Source organism: Mesorhizobium alhagi CCNWXJ12-2 (assembly GCF_000236565.1).
Classification (GTDB): domain Bacteria; phylum Pseudomonadota; class Alphaproteobacteria; order Rhizobiales; family Rhizobiaceae; genus Allomesorhizobium; species Allomesorhizobium alhagi.
On the sequence record NZ_AHAM01000020.1, the window covers coordinates 32,329 to 47,016 of the forward strand.

The following is a 14,688-nucleotide window of genomic DNA, read 5'->3' on the forward strand; positions in this document are numbered from 1 at the left end:
GGAAGGCTCGCTCATGGTTCGGATACCGGTTTGCCGGCGCTTCTGGCCAGCCGTCCTATGTGGCGGGAGACGGTCTTCACCTCGCCCAGAATGCCGCGCGGGCGCAACAGCAGGATGGCGCACAGGCCGACGCCGATCATCACGATCTGTAGCGAGGCAGCACGCGCCTGTTCGCCCGGCGGGAACAGCGACGCTATCGCGCCCGCCGAACCGGCCCAGATGCCCCAGACCAGGATCGCGCCGAGGATCGCGCCGCGATTGTTGCCGGAGCCGCCGACGATCAGCATCGCCCAGACCTGGAAGGTCAGCATCGGCATGTAATTGTCGGGCGCGATGAAGCCGATGAAATGCGCCTGCGCGGCGCCGGCGAGGCCCATGATTGCGCCGCCTATGGCAAATGCCTGCAGCCGGAATCTCGTCGCGCTCTTGCCGAGTGCGAGTGCGGCCGTCTCGTCCTCGCGGATGGCGCGCAGCACCCGGCCCCAGGGACTGCGCAGCAGCCGCTCCAGAGCGAGATAGAGCGCAAGCACGACCAGGACGAGGACGCCGAGATTGGCGAGACTGAAGGCCAGCGGATCGCCTGCCAGGCTGGCGAACGGCCGCGGAACGAAACCGATACCGAACGGCCCACCGGTGACCAGCTCCAGGTTGAGTGCGCAGAGTTGCACAGCGACGGCGACGCCGAATGTCGCGATGGCGAGATAGTCGGCGCGTAGCCGAATGGTCAGCGCGCCGATCAGGAAGGCGACGAGCCCCGCCGCCAGCGCCGCGCCCAGCCAGCCGGCGACGATCGGCAGGCCGAAACCGCCGAAGCGGCCAGCCGCATCCGGCGTGGTCAGCAGCGCCGAGACATAGGCTCCGATCGCGACGAAACCGGCAATGCCTACATTGAACAGGCCGGTCTGTCCCCACTGGACGTTGAGGCCGAGGCACATGATGGCGTAGGTCAGCGCCATGGTCAGGAAGAAAGCGCCGTAGGCGACCAGTTCGATGCTCATTCCGGCCTCCCGAAAATCCCCTGCGGCCGGAAGAGCAGGACGGCGACCAGGATGACGAAGGCGATGGCAGCACGCCATTCGGCGCCGACGAACTGCACCGCGAAAGCCTCGGCAAGGCCGACGATCAGCCCGGCGAGCATCGCGCCCGGCACGCTGCCTATACCGCCGAGGATCGCCGCCGCGAACAGGGGCAACAGCAGGTCGAGGCCCATATAGGGACGGACCTGCACCAGCAGCCCGGCCATGATGCCGGCGACCGCCGCCAGTCCCGCCCCAAGCAGCCAGACGGTGCGGATCACCTTGCGCACGTCGACGCCGACGACGCCGGCAAGCTGCCGGTTTTCGCTCACCGCCCGCATCGAGCGGCCGATCGCGGTGCGGGTGAGCAGCAGATGGATGGCGACTACCAGAATTGCGGCGAGCCCAAGCGACAGCAACTGGTCCGGCGTCGCCCTCAGCCCTCCGCCGAGCGGCAGCGCGATCTGCAGCGCCTTGGTGTAGTAGGCGGGTTTTGCCGTGAAGATGAATTCGAGCAAGCTGCGCAGCGTCAGCGCAGCGCCGAAGCTCGCCATGACCAAGATGATGACCGTACTGCGCTGCGCGCGCAGGCGACCGAACAGCATTGCGTCAACCAGGAGCGCAAGCCCGCCGGTCAATGCGATTGCCGCGATCGCCGCAATCGGCAGCGACCAGCCGAAGGAGAAAGGGCCGATCGGCGCCAGCAGCGAAGGAGCCAGCCAGCCGAGTGCGCCGCTCGCTGCAAGCGCGATGTAGGCGCCCCATGCCAGGAATTCGCCATGCGCGAAATTGGCGAAGCGCAGGATCGAATAGGTCAGCGTCACGCCGATCGCGCCGAGCCCTATCATCGAGCCGGTGACCAGCCCGTCCATAAGCGCCTGCGGGTTCATCGGCCAGCCGCCTTCGGAACGTGCCGCGCGCCGAGATAGAGTTCCGCCACGATCGGATCGTCGGCGAGCGTCGCCGCCGGACCCTCATGGCGCAGCAGCCCTTCGACAAGGATAACCGCTCGGTCGGCGATGGCGAGCGCCGCCTTCACATTCTGCTCGACCAGGACGATGGTGACCCCCGTTTCGTTGATCGCCTTCAGCGTCGAGAAAACCTCCGCGACGATCTTCGGGGACAGGCCGGCCGAGGGCTCGTCCAGGATCAGGACCGACGGCTCGACGACCAGCGCCCGCGCCACGGCCAGCATCTGCCGCTGGCCGCCCGAAAGCTGGCCGGCGCGCAGCGACGGCCGTACAGCGAGATCGGGAAACATTCCATAAAGCGCGGCGATGCGATCCTGCCGCCGGTCTTTCGGCAGGATGTTCGCCGCCAGAAGCAGATTCTCATGGATGGAAAGCGTCGCGAAGATGTTCTCGGTCTGCGGCACGAACGCCAGGCCGTGTTGGATCTTCTCATGGGCCGGCACAGATGTGATGTCGGCCGCGCCGAGCGATGCCGTTCCGGAATGCACCGGCACCAGCCCGGCTATCGCCTTGACGAAGGTAGACTTGCCGGCCCCGTTCGGCCCGAGCACCACGACCAGTTCCCCCCTGCGGATCACAAAATCGACGCCGCGCACGATCGGCAGGTCGCGCTCGTAGCCGGCGACGAGAGCATGCGTCGAAAGCGCAATGGGCCGTTCGGGCACGCTCACGCCGCGACCCCGCCGAGATAAGCTTCGATGACCGCCGGGTTGCGCGCGACCTCGGCCGGCGGCCCTTCGGCCAGGTGCCGCCCAGCCGCCATCACCACGACACGTCCGCAAAGCCGCGCCACCATTTCCATATTGTGCTCGATCAGCAGCACCGATTTCCCCCGCGCATTGAGGTCGAGAACGCGGTCGATGATGATCTCGAGCAGCGTCGGGTTGACGCCGGCCGCCGGCTCGTCGAGCAGGATGGTTTCGGGATCGGCCATCAATATGCGGGCAAGTTCGAGCAGCTTGCGCTGCCCGCCGGAAAGCACCCGCGCCGGTTCATCTTCGAGCCCGGATAGCGTGACGAAATCGAGCAGCGATCGCGCCCGGTCGACGGCGCCCTTCTCCTCGGCGGCGACGCGGCCGGGCTGCAGGAAATTCCTCCAGATGTGTTCGCCGGCCTGACTCTGGCCGCCGGTCAGCACGTTCTCCAGTACCGTCATCTCCGGAAACGGGCGCGGTATCTGGAACGTGCGCCCCAGACCGCGCGCGATGCGCCGCTCCGGGCCTTCACCGGACACCTCCTCGCCCGAAATCCGAATCGAGCCGGAGGTGGGCTTCAGGCTTCCGGCGATCAGGTTGAACAGCGTGGTCTTGCCTGCGCCATTTGGTCCGATAAGCCCCAGCATCTCGCCCCGTTGCAGCGCGATAGACATCCCGTCGACAGCGCGCAGTCCGCCGAACCGCCTCACCAGATCGCGCGCCTCCACGGGCGCGGCCGTTGCGGAACTCGTCGGTCTTGTTGCGTCGGCGACAGGCGGCATCGCGGCATCCGTGCGTCAAAATTGTGATCGCTGATGTTTGATCAAACTTTACATCGGCCCCAAACGCAACTAAAAAAAATCCGGATGGCCGCGCTCCGCGGCGTGAAGTCGAACGGCGGTCACAATGCCCGGACGGGAATGTCAGCGCGCAGTCGAATACGCCCGAACTGGGTTTTTCGCATGAGCCGCCGCGCGCTCTCGCCGGTCGGCCGCGAAACCCTGCATGACCGCGTCTATGCCGAGCTGCGCCGCTCGCTGATCCACGGCATGTTCGACGCCGGCGACATGCTGCGCATCCAGGATGTCGCAGAGACGCTGCAGACCAGCACGATGCCGGTTCGCGAGGCGCTCGGCCGGCTCGTGTCCGAACAGGCGCTGGAGGCGCTGCCCAACCGCTCGGTGCGCGTGCCCGTTATCACCCGCGAAAGGCTGGACGATCTCGCCCGCGCACGCTGCCTGATCGAGGGGCAAATCACCGCGCTCGCTCTGCCCAACCTTTCGAGTGAGGATTTCGCAAGACTTCGGCAGCTCACGGTCGAATGCGAGACGGCGTTCCGCGGCGATGAAAAGGACAAGGCGCAGACCACCTCCGAACTCAACCACGCCTTCCATTTCTACATTTACCGCGCCGCCGGCTCGGACGTGCTGATCCCGATCGTCGAAAGCCTATGGCTGCAGTCCGGCCCTTATGTGCGCGCCGCCGCCCACATCCATGACGAGCGCCGGGACATCCCTGCCACGCATCACCACTGGGCACTGATCGAGGCGCTGGAACGCGGCGACGTCGCCAGCTCCATCAAGGCGCTGACTGACGACATCACCCGCTCCTTCAATCTCATCCGTTCCCGCCTCGACGAACAGGACATTCCGGAAAAGGCGGTGAGCTATGCCTGACGCCCGCGACGATTCCTTCGAGCTTTACGATCTCCGCGTCGAGGTGACCGCGCCGGAAGGCGGCCCGATCTATTGCGGCGCCAAGGTCGGCGACCATTTCGAGTTGCGCGGCGAGATGCTGCATTTGCCACCGGGCCAAGGCTTTTCGATCTACTCGCTGGCTGCGCTCTTGCCGCTGCTGCCGGCCAAGCAGCGGCCGACCCACAAGAACGACTGGATGACCACCGACGCGGAAGTGGCCTGCCCCGACCCGAACTGCTCGTCCCGCTTCCGTATCACCCGGCTCGGCCTTCGCCGCTTCAGCCATGCCCAGACCACGGCGGTGCCGCTCGATGGCTGACCACACGGCAATGCAGCGCATCCAACTGGCGCCAGGCTACGAAATTTCGCGCGTCATTCGCGGCGGCTGGCAGCTCGCCGGCGGGCACGGCGCTGTCCGCAGCGACGATCCTATCGCCGATATGATCGCGTTCGCCGACGCCGGCATCACCACCTTCGACTGCGCCGATATCTATACCGGCGTCGAGGAACTGATCGGCCGCTTCCGCCTGCGCTACCGCGACTTGCGCGGACAGGAAGCGCTCGACCGCATCCGGGTGCATACGAAATTCGTGCCCGATCTCGACGTGCTGCCGCGCATAACCAAGGCCTATGTCGAAGGCGTCATCGACCAGTCGCTGCGCCGGCTCAATCTCGAAAGCCTCGACCTCGTGCAGTTCCATTGGTGGGACTACGACGCGCCGCGCTGGTTGGAGGCGGCGCAATGGCTCGGCGAATTGCGCCGGGAAGGCAAGATCCGCCAGATCGGTGGGACCAATTTCGACACCGACCACATGCTCGCTATGATCCAGGGAGGCGTGCCGCTTGTCTCGATGCAGGTGCAATATTCGCTGCTCGACGCCCGTCCGGCCAAGCGCATGGCGGCCGCGGCCACCCGCCACAGCGTCTCGCTTCTGTGCTACGGCACGGTGGCCGGCGGGTTCCTCGGCGACAAATGGCTGGGCGCCGCCGAGCCATCGGAGCCGCTCGAGAACCGCTCGCTGGTCAAGTACAAGCTCATCATCGACGATTTCGGCGGCTGGAATCTGTTCCAAACGCTGCTCAAGACCCTGCGCGGCATAGCAGACCGGCACGGCGTCGATGTCGCGACTGTGGCCAGCGCGGCCATGCTCTCGCGGCCGGGTGTCGCCGGCGTCATCGTCGGCGCGCGCAACCGCTCGCACCTCCAGTCCAATCTGGCGATCTCCAGCCTGTCGCTGACTGAAGACGACCATGGCCGGATCGAGGCCGTTCTGGCCATGGCTAATCCGCTCTCAGGCGACGTCTATGAGCTCGAACGCAACCGGCACGGACGCCACGGCTCGATCATGAAATACAATCTCAACAAGGGAGCCGCCTGAAGGCCGCGCCTCGGGAGACGGCGCGAAGATACCGCAAGCAAGAATGAACCAGCGGCCGCGCGCATGCCGGCCTGACAAAAAGGGGAATGCGACATGAAGAAGATGCTTCTGATCACCACGCTGCTGACCGGTCTTGTGGCGTCGGCCCTGCCGGCGGCTGCGCAGAATTGTGACATCACCATCGGCGTCGTCATGGAACTGACCGGCCCGGCCGGCGCCTATGGCCAGGCCGGCGCGAAGTCCGTCGAGATGGCCTTCCGCGACTTCAACGAGGCCGGCGGCGTCGGCGGCTGCAATCTCGTCACCGACACACGCGACAGCCAGAGCCAGGGCACCGTCGCGGTCGACCAGGCGACGCAGCTCGTCAATATCAAGAAGGTGCCGGTCGTCATCGGCGGCATCATCTCGTCGGTGTCGATTCCGATCCTGACCTCGGTCACCGCTCCGGCCGGCGTCGTGCAGGTTTCGCCCGCCTCGTCCTCGCCGACGCTGACCCAGCTTGCCCGCGACGGCAAGACCAACGGCGTCTTCTTCCGTACCATCACCTCGGATGCGCTGCAGGGCACGGCCGCCGCCAAATACGCGCTCGACCAGGGCCTGAAGAAGATCGCCATCATCCACGTCAACAATGATTTCGGCGTCAACATGGTGCGCGAATTCACCGCCGCCTACGAAAAGCTCGGCGGCGGCATCACTTCGGTCACGCCCTACAATGAGAAGCAGGCGAGCTACTCGTCCGAAGCGAGCGCGGCCATGGCCGGCGAGCCGGAAGCGCTCTACCTCGTCAGCTATCCCGTCGACGGCGCGACCATCGCCCGCGCCTGGATTTCAGGCGGCGGCGCGCCGAAATTCCTGCTCAATGACGGCATGAACTCGGCCGAATTCATAGAGGCCGTCGGCGCGCAATATCTGAACGACGCCTACGGCACCTCCTCGGGCACCAGCCCGACCGCCTCGACCGAATATTTCAACAGCGCCTACGAGGAATTCTCGGGCGGCATCAAGCCGGACGCGCCGGCCGCCGACCGCTCCTACGACGCCGGCGCCATCGTGGCGCTGGCCGTGGCGAAGGCGGGCAAGGGCGACGCCGCCGCGATCAAGGCTGCAATCCCGCAAGTGGTCGCGGCCGGCGGCGAGCCGATCCACGCCGGCAAAGAAGAATTCGCCAAGGCGCTCGCTCTCATCAAGGAGGGCAAGCCGATCAAATATGAAGGCGTCATCGGCCCGGTCAGCTTCGACGAATATGGCGACATCACCGGTCCGTTCCGCCTGTGGCGCATCCAGAACGGCGAAGTGACCACGGTCGGCGAGATCAGCGCCGAGGAGGTCGGCAAGATAAAGAGCGGGCTGGCAAAGTAGACGTCAGTTTGCAGCAGGCCGTGCGTCAGCGCGCCGCCTCTCCCTGCCCGAGCATGTGGTTGACGAGCAGTTCAGCCTGCGCGTTGAACATGCCGACGCCCATCATCGTGCCGCAGCCCAGATCGCGAGCGTGCTGCACGAGCGGCGAGACCGCCGGCCTGGTGATGACGTCGGCCACGAACTGATGCTTCGACAGGCGGGCGGCATCGACCGGCAGCGGGTCGCCCTCTTTCATGCCCATCGGCGTCGCATTGGCGACGAGATCGAAGCCTGTCGGGTCCGCGCTTCCGACTTCCGCCCGGCCGGGGAAGCGTCCCGCCAGCTTGGCGACCAGCCGGTCACGGCGCTCCGTATCGGCGTCGTAGATGGCGAGCCGCATCGCTCCGCGCTCCAGCATTTCGAGCGCGATTGCGGAACCCGCGCCGCCCGCCCCGACCAGCAGCGCCGACTTGCCGGCCACCGAAAAGCCTTCCCTGGCGATGCCGTCGAGATAGCCGACGCCGTCGAGATTGTCGCCGTCCCAGCGACCGTCCGCCAGCCGGCGCATGACATTGACCGAACCAACGAAGGCCGCCCGCTCGGTCGTCAGGTCGCAATAATCGAGCGCGGCGAATTTGTGCGGCACGGTCACCACGATGCCGTCGAGGTTCTGCATCAGCCGCACCGAGCGCATGAAGGCGGGCAGGTCAGCCGCGCCGACATGGGCAGGCACGACCAGCGCGTTGGCGCCGCGCCGCGCCAGTATCCCGGACAGGAAGGCCGGTGACTTCACCTGGGCGACCGGGTCGCCGATGATGATGAACAGCCGGGTTTCGCCGTCGAGCTTCAAGGTCATGTCAAACTCTCTTTCCATAATGGGCGAGCGTACGCGCGATCCCGTCGGCCGCGCCCGTTTTCGGCAGGCCGGCGAGCCAGGCCGGCTGCGGTGCGATTTCAAGATCGGATGCGATCAGCAACGGCGCGCCTCATATCCGCGCCGGACCAGCGCGCACCACCCATCCGCCCAGGACCCCGCAGCCACCTGTGATCAGGACGCGCATCAGGAAGCCGCCCGGCGTGAGGCATGCGTGGCGGCAATGTAGCCGAAGGTGATGCCCGGCCCTATCGTGATGCCGGGGCCGGGATAGGCTCCACCCATGATCGAATGCATGTCGTTGCCGATCGCATAGAGCCCTTCGATCGGGGTTCCGTCCCGGCGCAGCACGCGCGCATTCTCGTCGGTCACCAGCCCCATCGCCGAGCCGATGTCGCCGGGATAGAGCTTCACCGAGTAGAAGGGCGCCGCCCCGATCGGCCCGAGCGTCGGGTTCGGCCCGTGAGCGGGGTCGCCGTTGGCGCGCTCGTAGATCGTCGTGCCGCGCCTGAAGTCGGGATCGACGCCGGTCCCGGCATATTCATTCATGGATGCGACCGATGCCGCCAATCCTCCGGCGTCGATGCCGAGCTTTTGCGCCAGTTCGGCAAGCGTATTTGCCTCGGTGAGATAGCCGTCGACGAGGAAGGGCTTCAGCCGCTTGCCGCCGGGCCGGATCATGCCCAGCCCGTATTTCTTCAGCCCCGCGCTATCGGTGATCAGATAGGCCGGGATGGTCGAGCCGTCTTTGTTGGCTGCGAACATCGCGCTGACGAAGAGATGATAGGACGTGCTTTCGTTGACGAAGCGCTTTCCGTCGCGTCCGACCGTGATGATGCCCGGCTTCGAGCGATCGAAAACGAAATGCGGGAATATCGCGGTCGTGCCGTCGGCGCGCTTGCGCACCGAAACCGGCGCCCAGAAGCAGTTCTGCTGTGCGCCCTCGCCGTGATGCGCGCCGAGATTCAGCGCCAGATCATGCAGCTCGCCGGTGTGGCCGGGCGCCGAGGGACTGTGTTCCGGAACCGGCTTCGGCAGGTATTTCTGCCTTAACTCCGGATGTCTCGCGAAACCGCCGCTCGCCAGCACCACACCTCCGCTGACCGAAAGCCGCCGGGCTACGCCGTTCTGGACGGCAACGATGCCCGTCACCCGACCTTCGTATTCAACGATCTCTGTGACGCGGGTGTTCACCGCGATCTCGACGCCGAGCCGGCGCGCCGCCTCCAGCATCCGTCCGATCAGCGCATTGCCCATCACCAGCCGCGTGCCGCGCGAATGGCTGAGCCGGTCGAGGAAGTAGCCGCCGATGAGCTTCGTCGAATAGCGCGCCGCTTTGAGCGACTTCGTCATCGCAAGCAGATTGGCGATGTCGTCGCGGTCGACCATCAGGCCGCCTAGAATGGTGAATTCCGGTATCGGCGGCCGGATCAGGTCGAGATCGTTGCCGAGGCCTTTGGCTGAGAACGGCAAAGGCTCGAGCGCACGGCCAAACGAGGTCGATCCCTCCAGTTCGGACAGATAGTCGGGATGAAATGGCCGCGGCCGGAATCGCACATCCGCGCCTTCCTCGATGATGCGAATCGCGTCGGGACCGGCCTTCAGGAAAGCGTCGCGGATGGTCTTGGAGGAGCGGTTGCCAACGGCGCGGTCGAGGTAGCCGCTTGCCTTCTCGAAACTGTCTTCTGCCCCGATCGCCTTCGAATGATGCGTGTTGGGTATCCAGGTCGTCGCCGCCGAAAACGCCGAAGTGCCGCCGACATACTCGGTGCGCTCGATCAGGATGACGCGCCTGCTTTCGAGCGCCGCGTAAATTGCGGCCGCCATGCCGGCCGCACCCGCGCCGAGCACCGCCACATCATAGCGTGCGCCGTCGGGGATGCCGGCCAGGACGGTTGATGCTTTGCTCATCGAATGGCCCCAGCGAAACCTACCAGCCGCCCAAAATCTCACGGCTGGCCTGCGCCGTCGAAGACGGTTTATAGCAAATGGTATTTCATTTCGATTTCGACAGCTTTAGCGTAGAGAAGTGCGTCTCGGCGCTCAAGGCCGAGTACCGTGGGAAGATGGCATGGCGGACATTCGCATTGGACTGGTGGGAGCCGGCCTCATCGGAATGACCCACATGGAAACGATCGCCCGGACGGACGGCTTCCGGCTGACGGGCATTGTTGATCCGGGTCCCAACGCCGCCGGTATCGCCAAAGCCCACGGCGTGCCGCTGCATTCCAGCGTCGAGGCGATGATAGCCGCCGGTGGCGCCGATGGCGTGATCGTGGCGACGCCGAACGAGTTGCACGTCTCAATATCCGCCCTGTTGCTCGAAGCCGGCCTGCCGGTGCTTGTCGAAAAGCCGATCGCCAACACGGTCGCCGAAGCAGCCGCTCTGCTCGCAGTCGCCGAGCGCACCGGCGTGCCGCTGTTGATCGGTCATCACCGGCGCCACAACCCGATCATCCGGGCCGCGAAAAAGGCAATCTCCGAAGGTGCGATCGGCAGCCTCGTCATGGCTTCCGTGATCTGCTCGCTCTACAAGGGCGGCAATTATTTCGACGTCGCATGGCGACGGCAGCCGGGAGTCGGCGGTCCACTGCTGATCAATCTGATCCACGAGATCGACCTGATGCGCCATTTCTTCGGCGGCGTCGCCTCCGTCTCGGCGATCAGTTCAAATGCCGCGCGCGGCTTCGAGGTGGAGGACACAGCGGCGGCCATTCTGCGTTTCGAAAATGGCGGGCTGGCGTCGCTGACGGTCTCGGATGCGGCGGTCGGGCCGTGGGCCTGGGACCTTTCGGCCGGCGAAAACATAGAGCGCTTTCCGGCGCATCCCGTGCAGTCGCATTTCTTCGCCGGCTCCGATGGCGGACTGTCGCTGCCCGACCTCACCTACTGGTCCCATAGAGGCGAGAAGAGTTGGACGCACACCCTTGAACGGAAGAGTCTCGCCATCGAGGCAGAAGACCCCTACGGCGCAGATAAGGCATTTCGGCGCGGTGATCGCGGGCCGCGCCGAGCCGCTGGTTTCGGGGATCGAAGCCGCGAAAAACCTCGCCACCATCGATGCGATCCGCCGGGCGGCCGAGAGCGGGCGCGAAACACAGGTCGAGGCCATTTCCGCCCGCCCCGCCAATACGGAGCATCCGGCATGACCAGCGTTCTCGAACGGTCGCTCGGCATACTCGAACTCCTCTCGGAAAATGCCGAGGGCCTATCGGTCAGCACCATCGCCAACCGCCTCGGCCTGCCGCCGAGCGCCGCTCACCGCCTCCTCAACGAACTCGCCCGCTTCGGCTATGTGCGCCAGGACCGTGCACAGGGCGACTATTCGCTGACCATCAAGCTCGCGGCCATGGGTTTGAGCTTCCTCGGCCAGAGCGGCGTCACCGACATCGCCCAGCCGATCCTCGACCGTCTTGCGGCAGCCAGCGGCGAACTCATCCGGCTCAGCGTCCTCGACGACCGCAAGCTAGTCTGGGTCGCCGTCGCCCAAGGGGCGACCGCAGGCCTGCGCTACGATCCCGGCCAGGAACAGGGCGTCGTGCTCCACTTAGCCTCTACCGCCGGCGGGCAGGCCTTCCTATCCGCGCTCGACGACGAGGAGGCTCTAATGATGGTTGCCGAACAGGGCTTTGTGCCAAGGCTGCAGACGCCAGGCCCCAAGGCGCCAAAGACGGCCACGGAACTGCTCGCACGGCTCGCCGATACGAGGCAGCGCGGCTACTCCGTTGCCGTCGACAGCTACATCGTCGGCATGGCGGCGATGGCCGTGCCCGTCCGCATGAGCCAGCAGGACACTGTGATCGGCGCACTCAGCATCGCCGGCCCCGCTGCCCGTCTGACGCCTGAGCGCATGAAGGAACTCGCCGCGCCGCTGCAGGCAGCCGCCATCGAACTCAGTCAGGCAAGCAGTGCATCCCGCTTCTTCCGCCGCGCCCGCAGCCTTTCACCGGACGCATTGGAAACCGAGAGCCTGTCGGGATGAGCAGTGACGGCCCAATCGGCGTATGCGACGTGCTCATCGTCGGCTCTGGAGCAGGGAAGCAAAATGATTCCCGCCGACGATTCCCGTTCCTACCGCTTCATCGGCCATCATTATCCTGGCCTGAAGGCCGATCTCCTGCATCCGGCCTACCGCGCGGAAGACGATCCGCGGCGTGACGGTCTCGCCTGTCTGCGGGACTTCCTGGCCGGCTGCTAGGCAGCCTCGGCGATGCCGTCATCGACTATGACAAGATTGCGGCCGCCGTTCTTGGCCTCGTAGAGCCGCTTGTCGGCTGCGCGCATCAGATCGGACACGCTTGCGGCCGCCGCGCAATTGGCGCCGCCTATGCTGACGGTCAGCGGGATCGTCCTCTCGTCGATAGGGCGGAAGCGGATCAACTCGACCTCGCGGCGGATGCGCTCGGCCACGTACTCGGCCTCCTTGGCCGTGGCGCCGACCAGGAAGGCGCCGAATTCCTCACCGCCGATCCGGCCGAGAACGTCGCCGCCGCGCACGCCGCGGGCGATCGCCGCCGCAATCTCGAGCAGCGCCCGGTCGCCCGTTAGATGGCCGAAACTGTCATTGATTTTCTTGAAATGATCCGCGTCGATGATCAGCAGCGCGCCACGATCCGACTTGCGTCGCGAGCGGTCGAGGGCCGCGAAGAAGCTTTCGCGGTTAAGCATGCCGGTCATGTCGTCGCGGCTGGCCTTTTCCGCCAGCCGGCGATGTGCCGCGGCAAGCTGCGCGTGCGCCCGGGCGAGTTCGCGATGCGCCTGTTTCAGCCTGTCGCTTTGCCAGAAGGTGAAGGCGCTGGCCGGCCACGCCGTCGCCAGCGGGCACAGAATGCACATCAGGATGGCTGGCCCGTCGACCGTGCCGCCAAGTGCTGGAACGGCCGCCGAAACGATCAGCACCGAGACGGCGGCGGCCATAAGCGCCACGATTGCCGATCTCACGATAACGCTGTTCATCCGCCGCCTCCGCCAGGCAGCCTCAATGCCGCAAAGCGCTGAAGTTCTCCTTTCCGCCATGGCTAAAATTTGAGCCATCGCGGCATTTCCACCACCATTGGTTGCGGCAAATCGGCCACGCGTGCGCCGGCTTCCAAAAGTCTCGATGTTTGCGTAAGGAACCCTATGACCGAGCTTCCGGATCCCGCCCGCTTCGCCCATGTCACCGACTGGGTGTTCGACCTCGACAACACGCTCTACCCGCACCACACCAATCTGTTCTCGCAGATCGATCAGAAGATGACGGCCTATGTGTCGGAACTGCTGACGCTTCCGCGCGACGAGGCGCGCAAGCTGCAGAAGGAACTCTATCAGGAATACGGGACGACGCGCTCCGGGCTGATGCAGCGCCACAAGATCGACCCCGACGACTTCCTCAACAAGGTCCACGACATAGATTATTCCTGGCTGGTGCCGGACCCGGTGCTGGGCGTCGCCATCAAGCAACTGCCGGGCCGCAAGTTCATCTTCACCAATGGCGACCGCGGCCACGCGGAGCGGACCGCGCGGCAGCTCGGCATACTCGATCATTTCGACGACATCTTCGACATCGTCGCGGCCGGGCTGACGCCGAAGCCGGCGCAGCAGACATATGACCGCTTCCTCGAGCTTCATGAGATAATCGGGCGCAACGCCGTGATGTTCGAGGATTTGGCGCGCAATCTCATCGTGCCCAAGGCGCTCGGCATGCTCACCGTGCTGATCGTGCCGAAGAATTTCGAGCCGACCTTCTCCGAAATCTGGGAACGCGATCCCGCCTTCGACGATGCGGTCGATTTCGTCACCGACGATCTCGCCAGCTTCCTCAACACGCTGATCCGGGAACCCGAGGCTTGAAGCGATTCACTTCGGTCGAAGCGCGGATCGACGACGCCGCGCATGGCGTGCTCGACCGGCTTCCGGCGCGCGGCCTTTACGGTGCGCTGGTAGAGTTCCTGGTGTTCGGCCTGAAGCAGGCATGGGCCTGCCTGTTCGGTGGAGCCATGCTGGCTCTCATCATCGCGACGCGATTGTTCTGGCCGGACGACGCCGGCATCGCACGCTACGACTTCCTGTTCCTCGCCGCTCTGGCGATCCAGCTCGGCATGCTTGGCTTCAAACTCGAAACACTCGCCGAAGCCAAGGTCATCCTGATCTTCCACATCGTCGGCACGGCAATGGAGCTATTCAAGACATCGGCCGGCTCCTGGATCTATCCCGAGGAGAGCCTGTTTCGGATCGGCGGCGTACCCCTGTTTTCCGGCTTCATGTATGCTGCCGTCGGCTCCTACCTCGCCCGCATCTCGCGCATTTTCGACATGCGCTACGCCTCCTATCCGCCGCTCTGGGCGACGGCCGTTCTCGCAGTTGCGATCTACGTCAATTTCTTCGCTCACCATTATATCGTCGACATCCGCTACGGGCTGTTTGCCGCAACGGCGATCCTCTATTTCCGCACGGTCGTTCACTACCGCGTCTTCCGCGTCCGCCACAGGATGCCGCTGCTGGTCGGCTTCCTGCTGGTCGCGCTGTTCATCTGGTTCGCCGAGAATATCGGCACATGGTCGCGCGCGTGGATCTATCCGGGGCAGCAGGACGCCTGGACGCCTGTATCGATCCAGAAGCTCGGCTCCTGGTATCTGCTGATGATCATCTCTTTCGTGCTGGTGACGTTCGTCCATCGGCCCCGGCCGGCCGAGGCGAAGTTGGCCGCCAAGCCGCAAGCGGCGGAATAGGCCCAGCT

Annotated in this window: 15 protein-coding genes; 8 read left to right on the forward strand and 7 right to left on the reverse strand. The window is 65.3% G+C overall.

The window, feature by feature from the left end:
• Window positions 1-11 precede the first annotated feature (11 nt).
• The 4 genes from MAXJ12_RS01550 to MAXJ12_RS01565 are packed head-to-tail and all read right to left on the reverse strand — an operon-like array spanning window position 12 to window position 3,464.
• The gene (locus MAXJ12_RS01550; protein WP_008833974.1) at window positions 12-998 is read right to left on the reverse strand and encodes a branched-chain amino acid ABC transporter permease; all 987 of its coding nucleotides are present in this window, start codon (window positions 996-998) and stop codon (window positions 12-14) included.
• A complete protein-coding gene (locus MAXJ12_RS01555; protein WP_008833975.1) occupies window positions 995-1,906 on the reverse strand; it encodes a branched-chain amino acid ABC transporter permease in 912 nt (303 codons plus the stop codon). Before MAXJ12_RS01555 ends, MAXJ12_RS01550 begins: the two co-directional genes overlap by 4 nt.
• Window positions 1,903-2,658, reverse strand: coding sequence for an ABC transporter ATP-binding protein (locus tag MAXJ12_RS01560; RefSeq protein WP_008833976.1), 756 nt, complete (start codon window positions 2,656-2,658; stop codon window positions 1,903-1,905). The genes MAXJ12_RS01555 and MAXJ12_RS01560 overlap by 4 nt, the downstream gene beginning before the upstream one ends.
• Window positions 2,655-3,464 carry an ABC transporter ATP-binding protein gene (locus MAXJ12_RS01565; RefSeq protein ID WP_008833977.1) on the reverse strand — a complete coding sequence of 270 codons (810 nt, stop codon included), beginning with the start codon at window positions 3,462-3,464 and terminating at the stop codon, window positions 2,655-2,657. Before MAXJ12_RS01565 ends, MAXJ12_RS01560 begins: the two co-directional genes overlap by 4 nt.
• Window positions 3,465-3,644: 180 nt before the next feature.
• Here MAXJ12_RS01565 and MAXJ12_RS01570 point away from each other — a divergent pair, with 180 nt between their 5' ends.
• The 4 genes from MAXJ12_RS01570 to MAXJ12_RS01585 all read left to right on the forward strand — a co-directional run bounded on the left by MAXJ12_RS01570 (window position 3,645) and on the right by MAXJ12_RS01585 (window position 7,117).
• A complete protein-coding gene (locus tag MAXJ12_RS01570; RefSeq protein WP_040584583.1) occupies window positions 3,645-4,358 on the forward strand; it encodes a GntR family transcriptional regulator in 714 nt (237 codons plus the stop codon).
• Window positions 4,351-4,698 carry a TIGR04076 family protein gene (locus tag MAXJ12_RS01575; RefSeq protein WP_008833979.1) on the forward strand — a complete coding sequence of 116 codons (348 nt, stop codon included), beginning with the start codon at window positions 4,351-4,353 and terminating at the stop codon, window positions 4,696-4,698. The genes MAXJ12_RS01570 and MAXJ12_RS01575 overlap by 8 nt, the downstream gene beginning before the upstream one ends.
• 10 nt (window positions 4,699-4,708) lie before the next feature.
• Window positions 4,709-5,758, forward strand: a complete 1,050-nt coding sequence (locus tag MAXJ12_RS01580; protein ID WP_040584601.1) for an aldo/keto reductase — start codon at window positions 4,709-4,711, stop codon at window positions 5,756-5,758.
• Window positions 5,759-5,851: 93 nt separating this feature from the next.
• The gene (locus tag MAXJ12_RS01585) at window positions 5,852-7,117 is read left to right on the forward strand and encodes an ABC transporter substrate-binding protein (protein WP_008833981.1); all 1,266 of its coding nucleotides are present in this window, start codon (window positions 5,852-5,854) and stop codon (window positions 7,115-7,117) included.
• Between the two features lie 25 nt (window positions 7,118-7,142).
• Here MAXJ12_RS01585 and MAXJ12_RS01590 read toward each other — a convergent pair whose 3' ends face one another.
• Together MAXJ12_RS01590 and MAXJ12_RS01595 are read right to left on the reverse strand one after the other, a co-directional pair.
• Entirely contained in the window at window positions 7,143-7,952 is an 810-nt protein-coding gene (locus MAXJ12_RS01590) for a shikimate dehydrogenase family protein (protein WP_008833982.1), read from the reverse strand.
• A gap of 204 nt (window positions 7,953-8,156) precedes the next feature.
• A complete protein-coding gene (locus MAXJ12_RS01595; RefSeq protein ID WP_008833984.1) occupies window positions 8,157-9,881 on the reverse strand; it encodes an FAD-dependent oxidoreductase in 1,725 nt (574 codons plus the stop codon).
• A 160-nt stretch (window positions 9,882-10,041) separates the two neighbouring features.
• Between MAXJ12_RS01595 and MAXJ12_RS34900 the strand changes: the two genes are divergently transcribed.
• Window positions 10,042-11,952, forward strand: a complete 1,911-nt coding sequence (locus tag MAXJ12_RS34900; RefSeq protein WP_008833985.1) for a Gfo/Idh/MocA family oxidoreductase — start codon at window positions 10,042-10,044, stop codon at window positions 11,950-11,952.
• A gap of 63 nt (window positions 11,953-12,015) precedes the next feature.
• Complete coding sequence (locus tag MAXJ12_RS37480; RefSeq protein WP_008833986.1) at window positions 12,016-12,168, forward strand: hypothetical protein; 153 nt, start codon at window positions 12,016-12,018, stop codon at window positions 12,166-12,168.
• On the opposite strand, the gene MAXJ12_RS01610 is transcribed toward MAXJ12_RS37480, so the two are convergent.
• Window positions 12,165-12,926, reverse strand: a complete 762-nt coding sequence (locus tag MAXJ12_RS01610; protein WP_008833987.1) for a GGDEF domain-containing protein — start codon at window positions 12,924-12,926, stop codon at window positions 12,165-12,167. The genes MAXJ12_RS37480 and MAXJ12_RS01610 overlap by 4 nt on opposite strands.
• A 165-nt stretch (window positions 12,927-13,091) precedes the next feature.
• Here MAXJ12_RS01610 and MAXJ12_RS01615 point away from each other — a divergent pair, with 165 nt between their 5' ends.
• Window positions 13,092-13,802: a pyrimidine 5'-nucleotidase gene (locus MAXJ12_RS01615; RefSeq protein ID WP_008833988.1), complete on the forward strand. Its 711-nt coding sequence runs from the start codon at window positions 13,092-13,094 to the stop codon at window positions 13,800-13,802.
• Window positions 13,799-14,680, forward strand: a complete 882-nt coding sequence (locus MAXJ12_RS01620) for a DUF817 domain-containing protein (RefSeq protein WP_008833989.1) — start codon at window positions 13,799-13,801, stop codon at window positions 14,678-14,680. Before MAXJ12_RS01615 ends, MAXJ12_RS01620 begins: the two co-directional genes overlap by 4 nt.
• The last annotated feature ends 8 nt before the right edge of the window (window positions 14,681-14,688 follow it).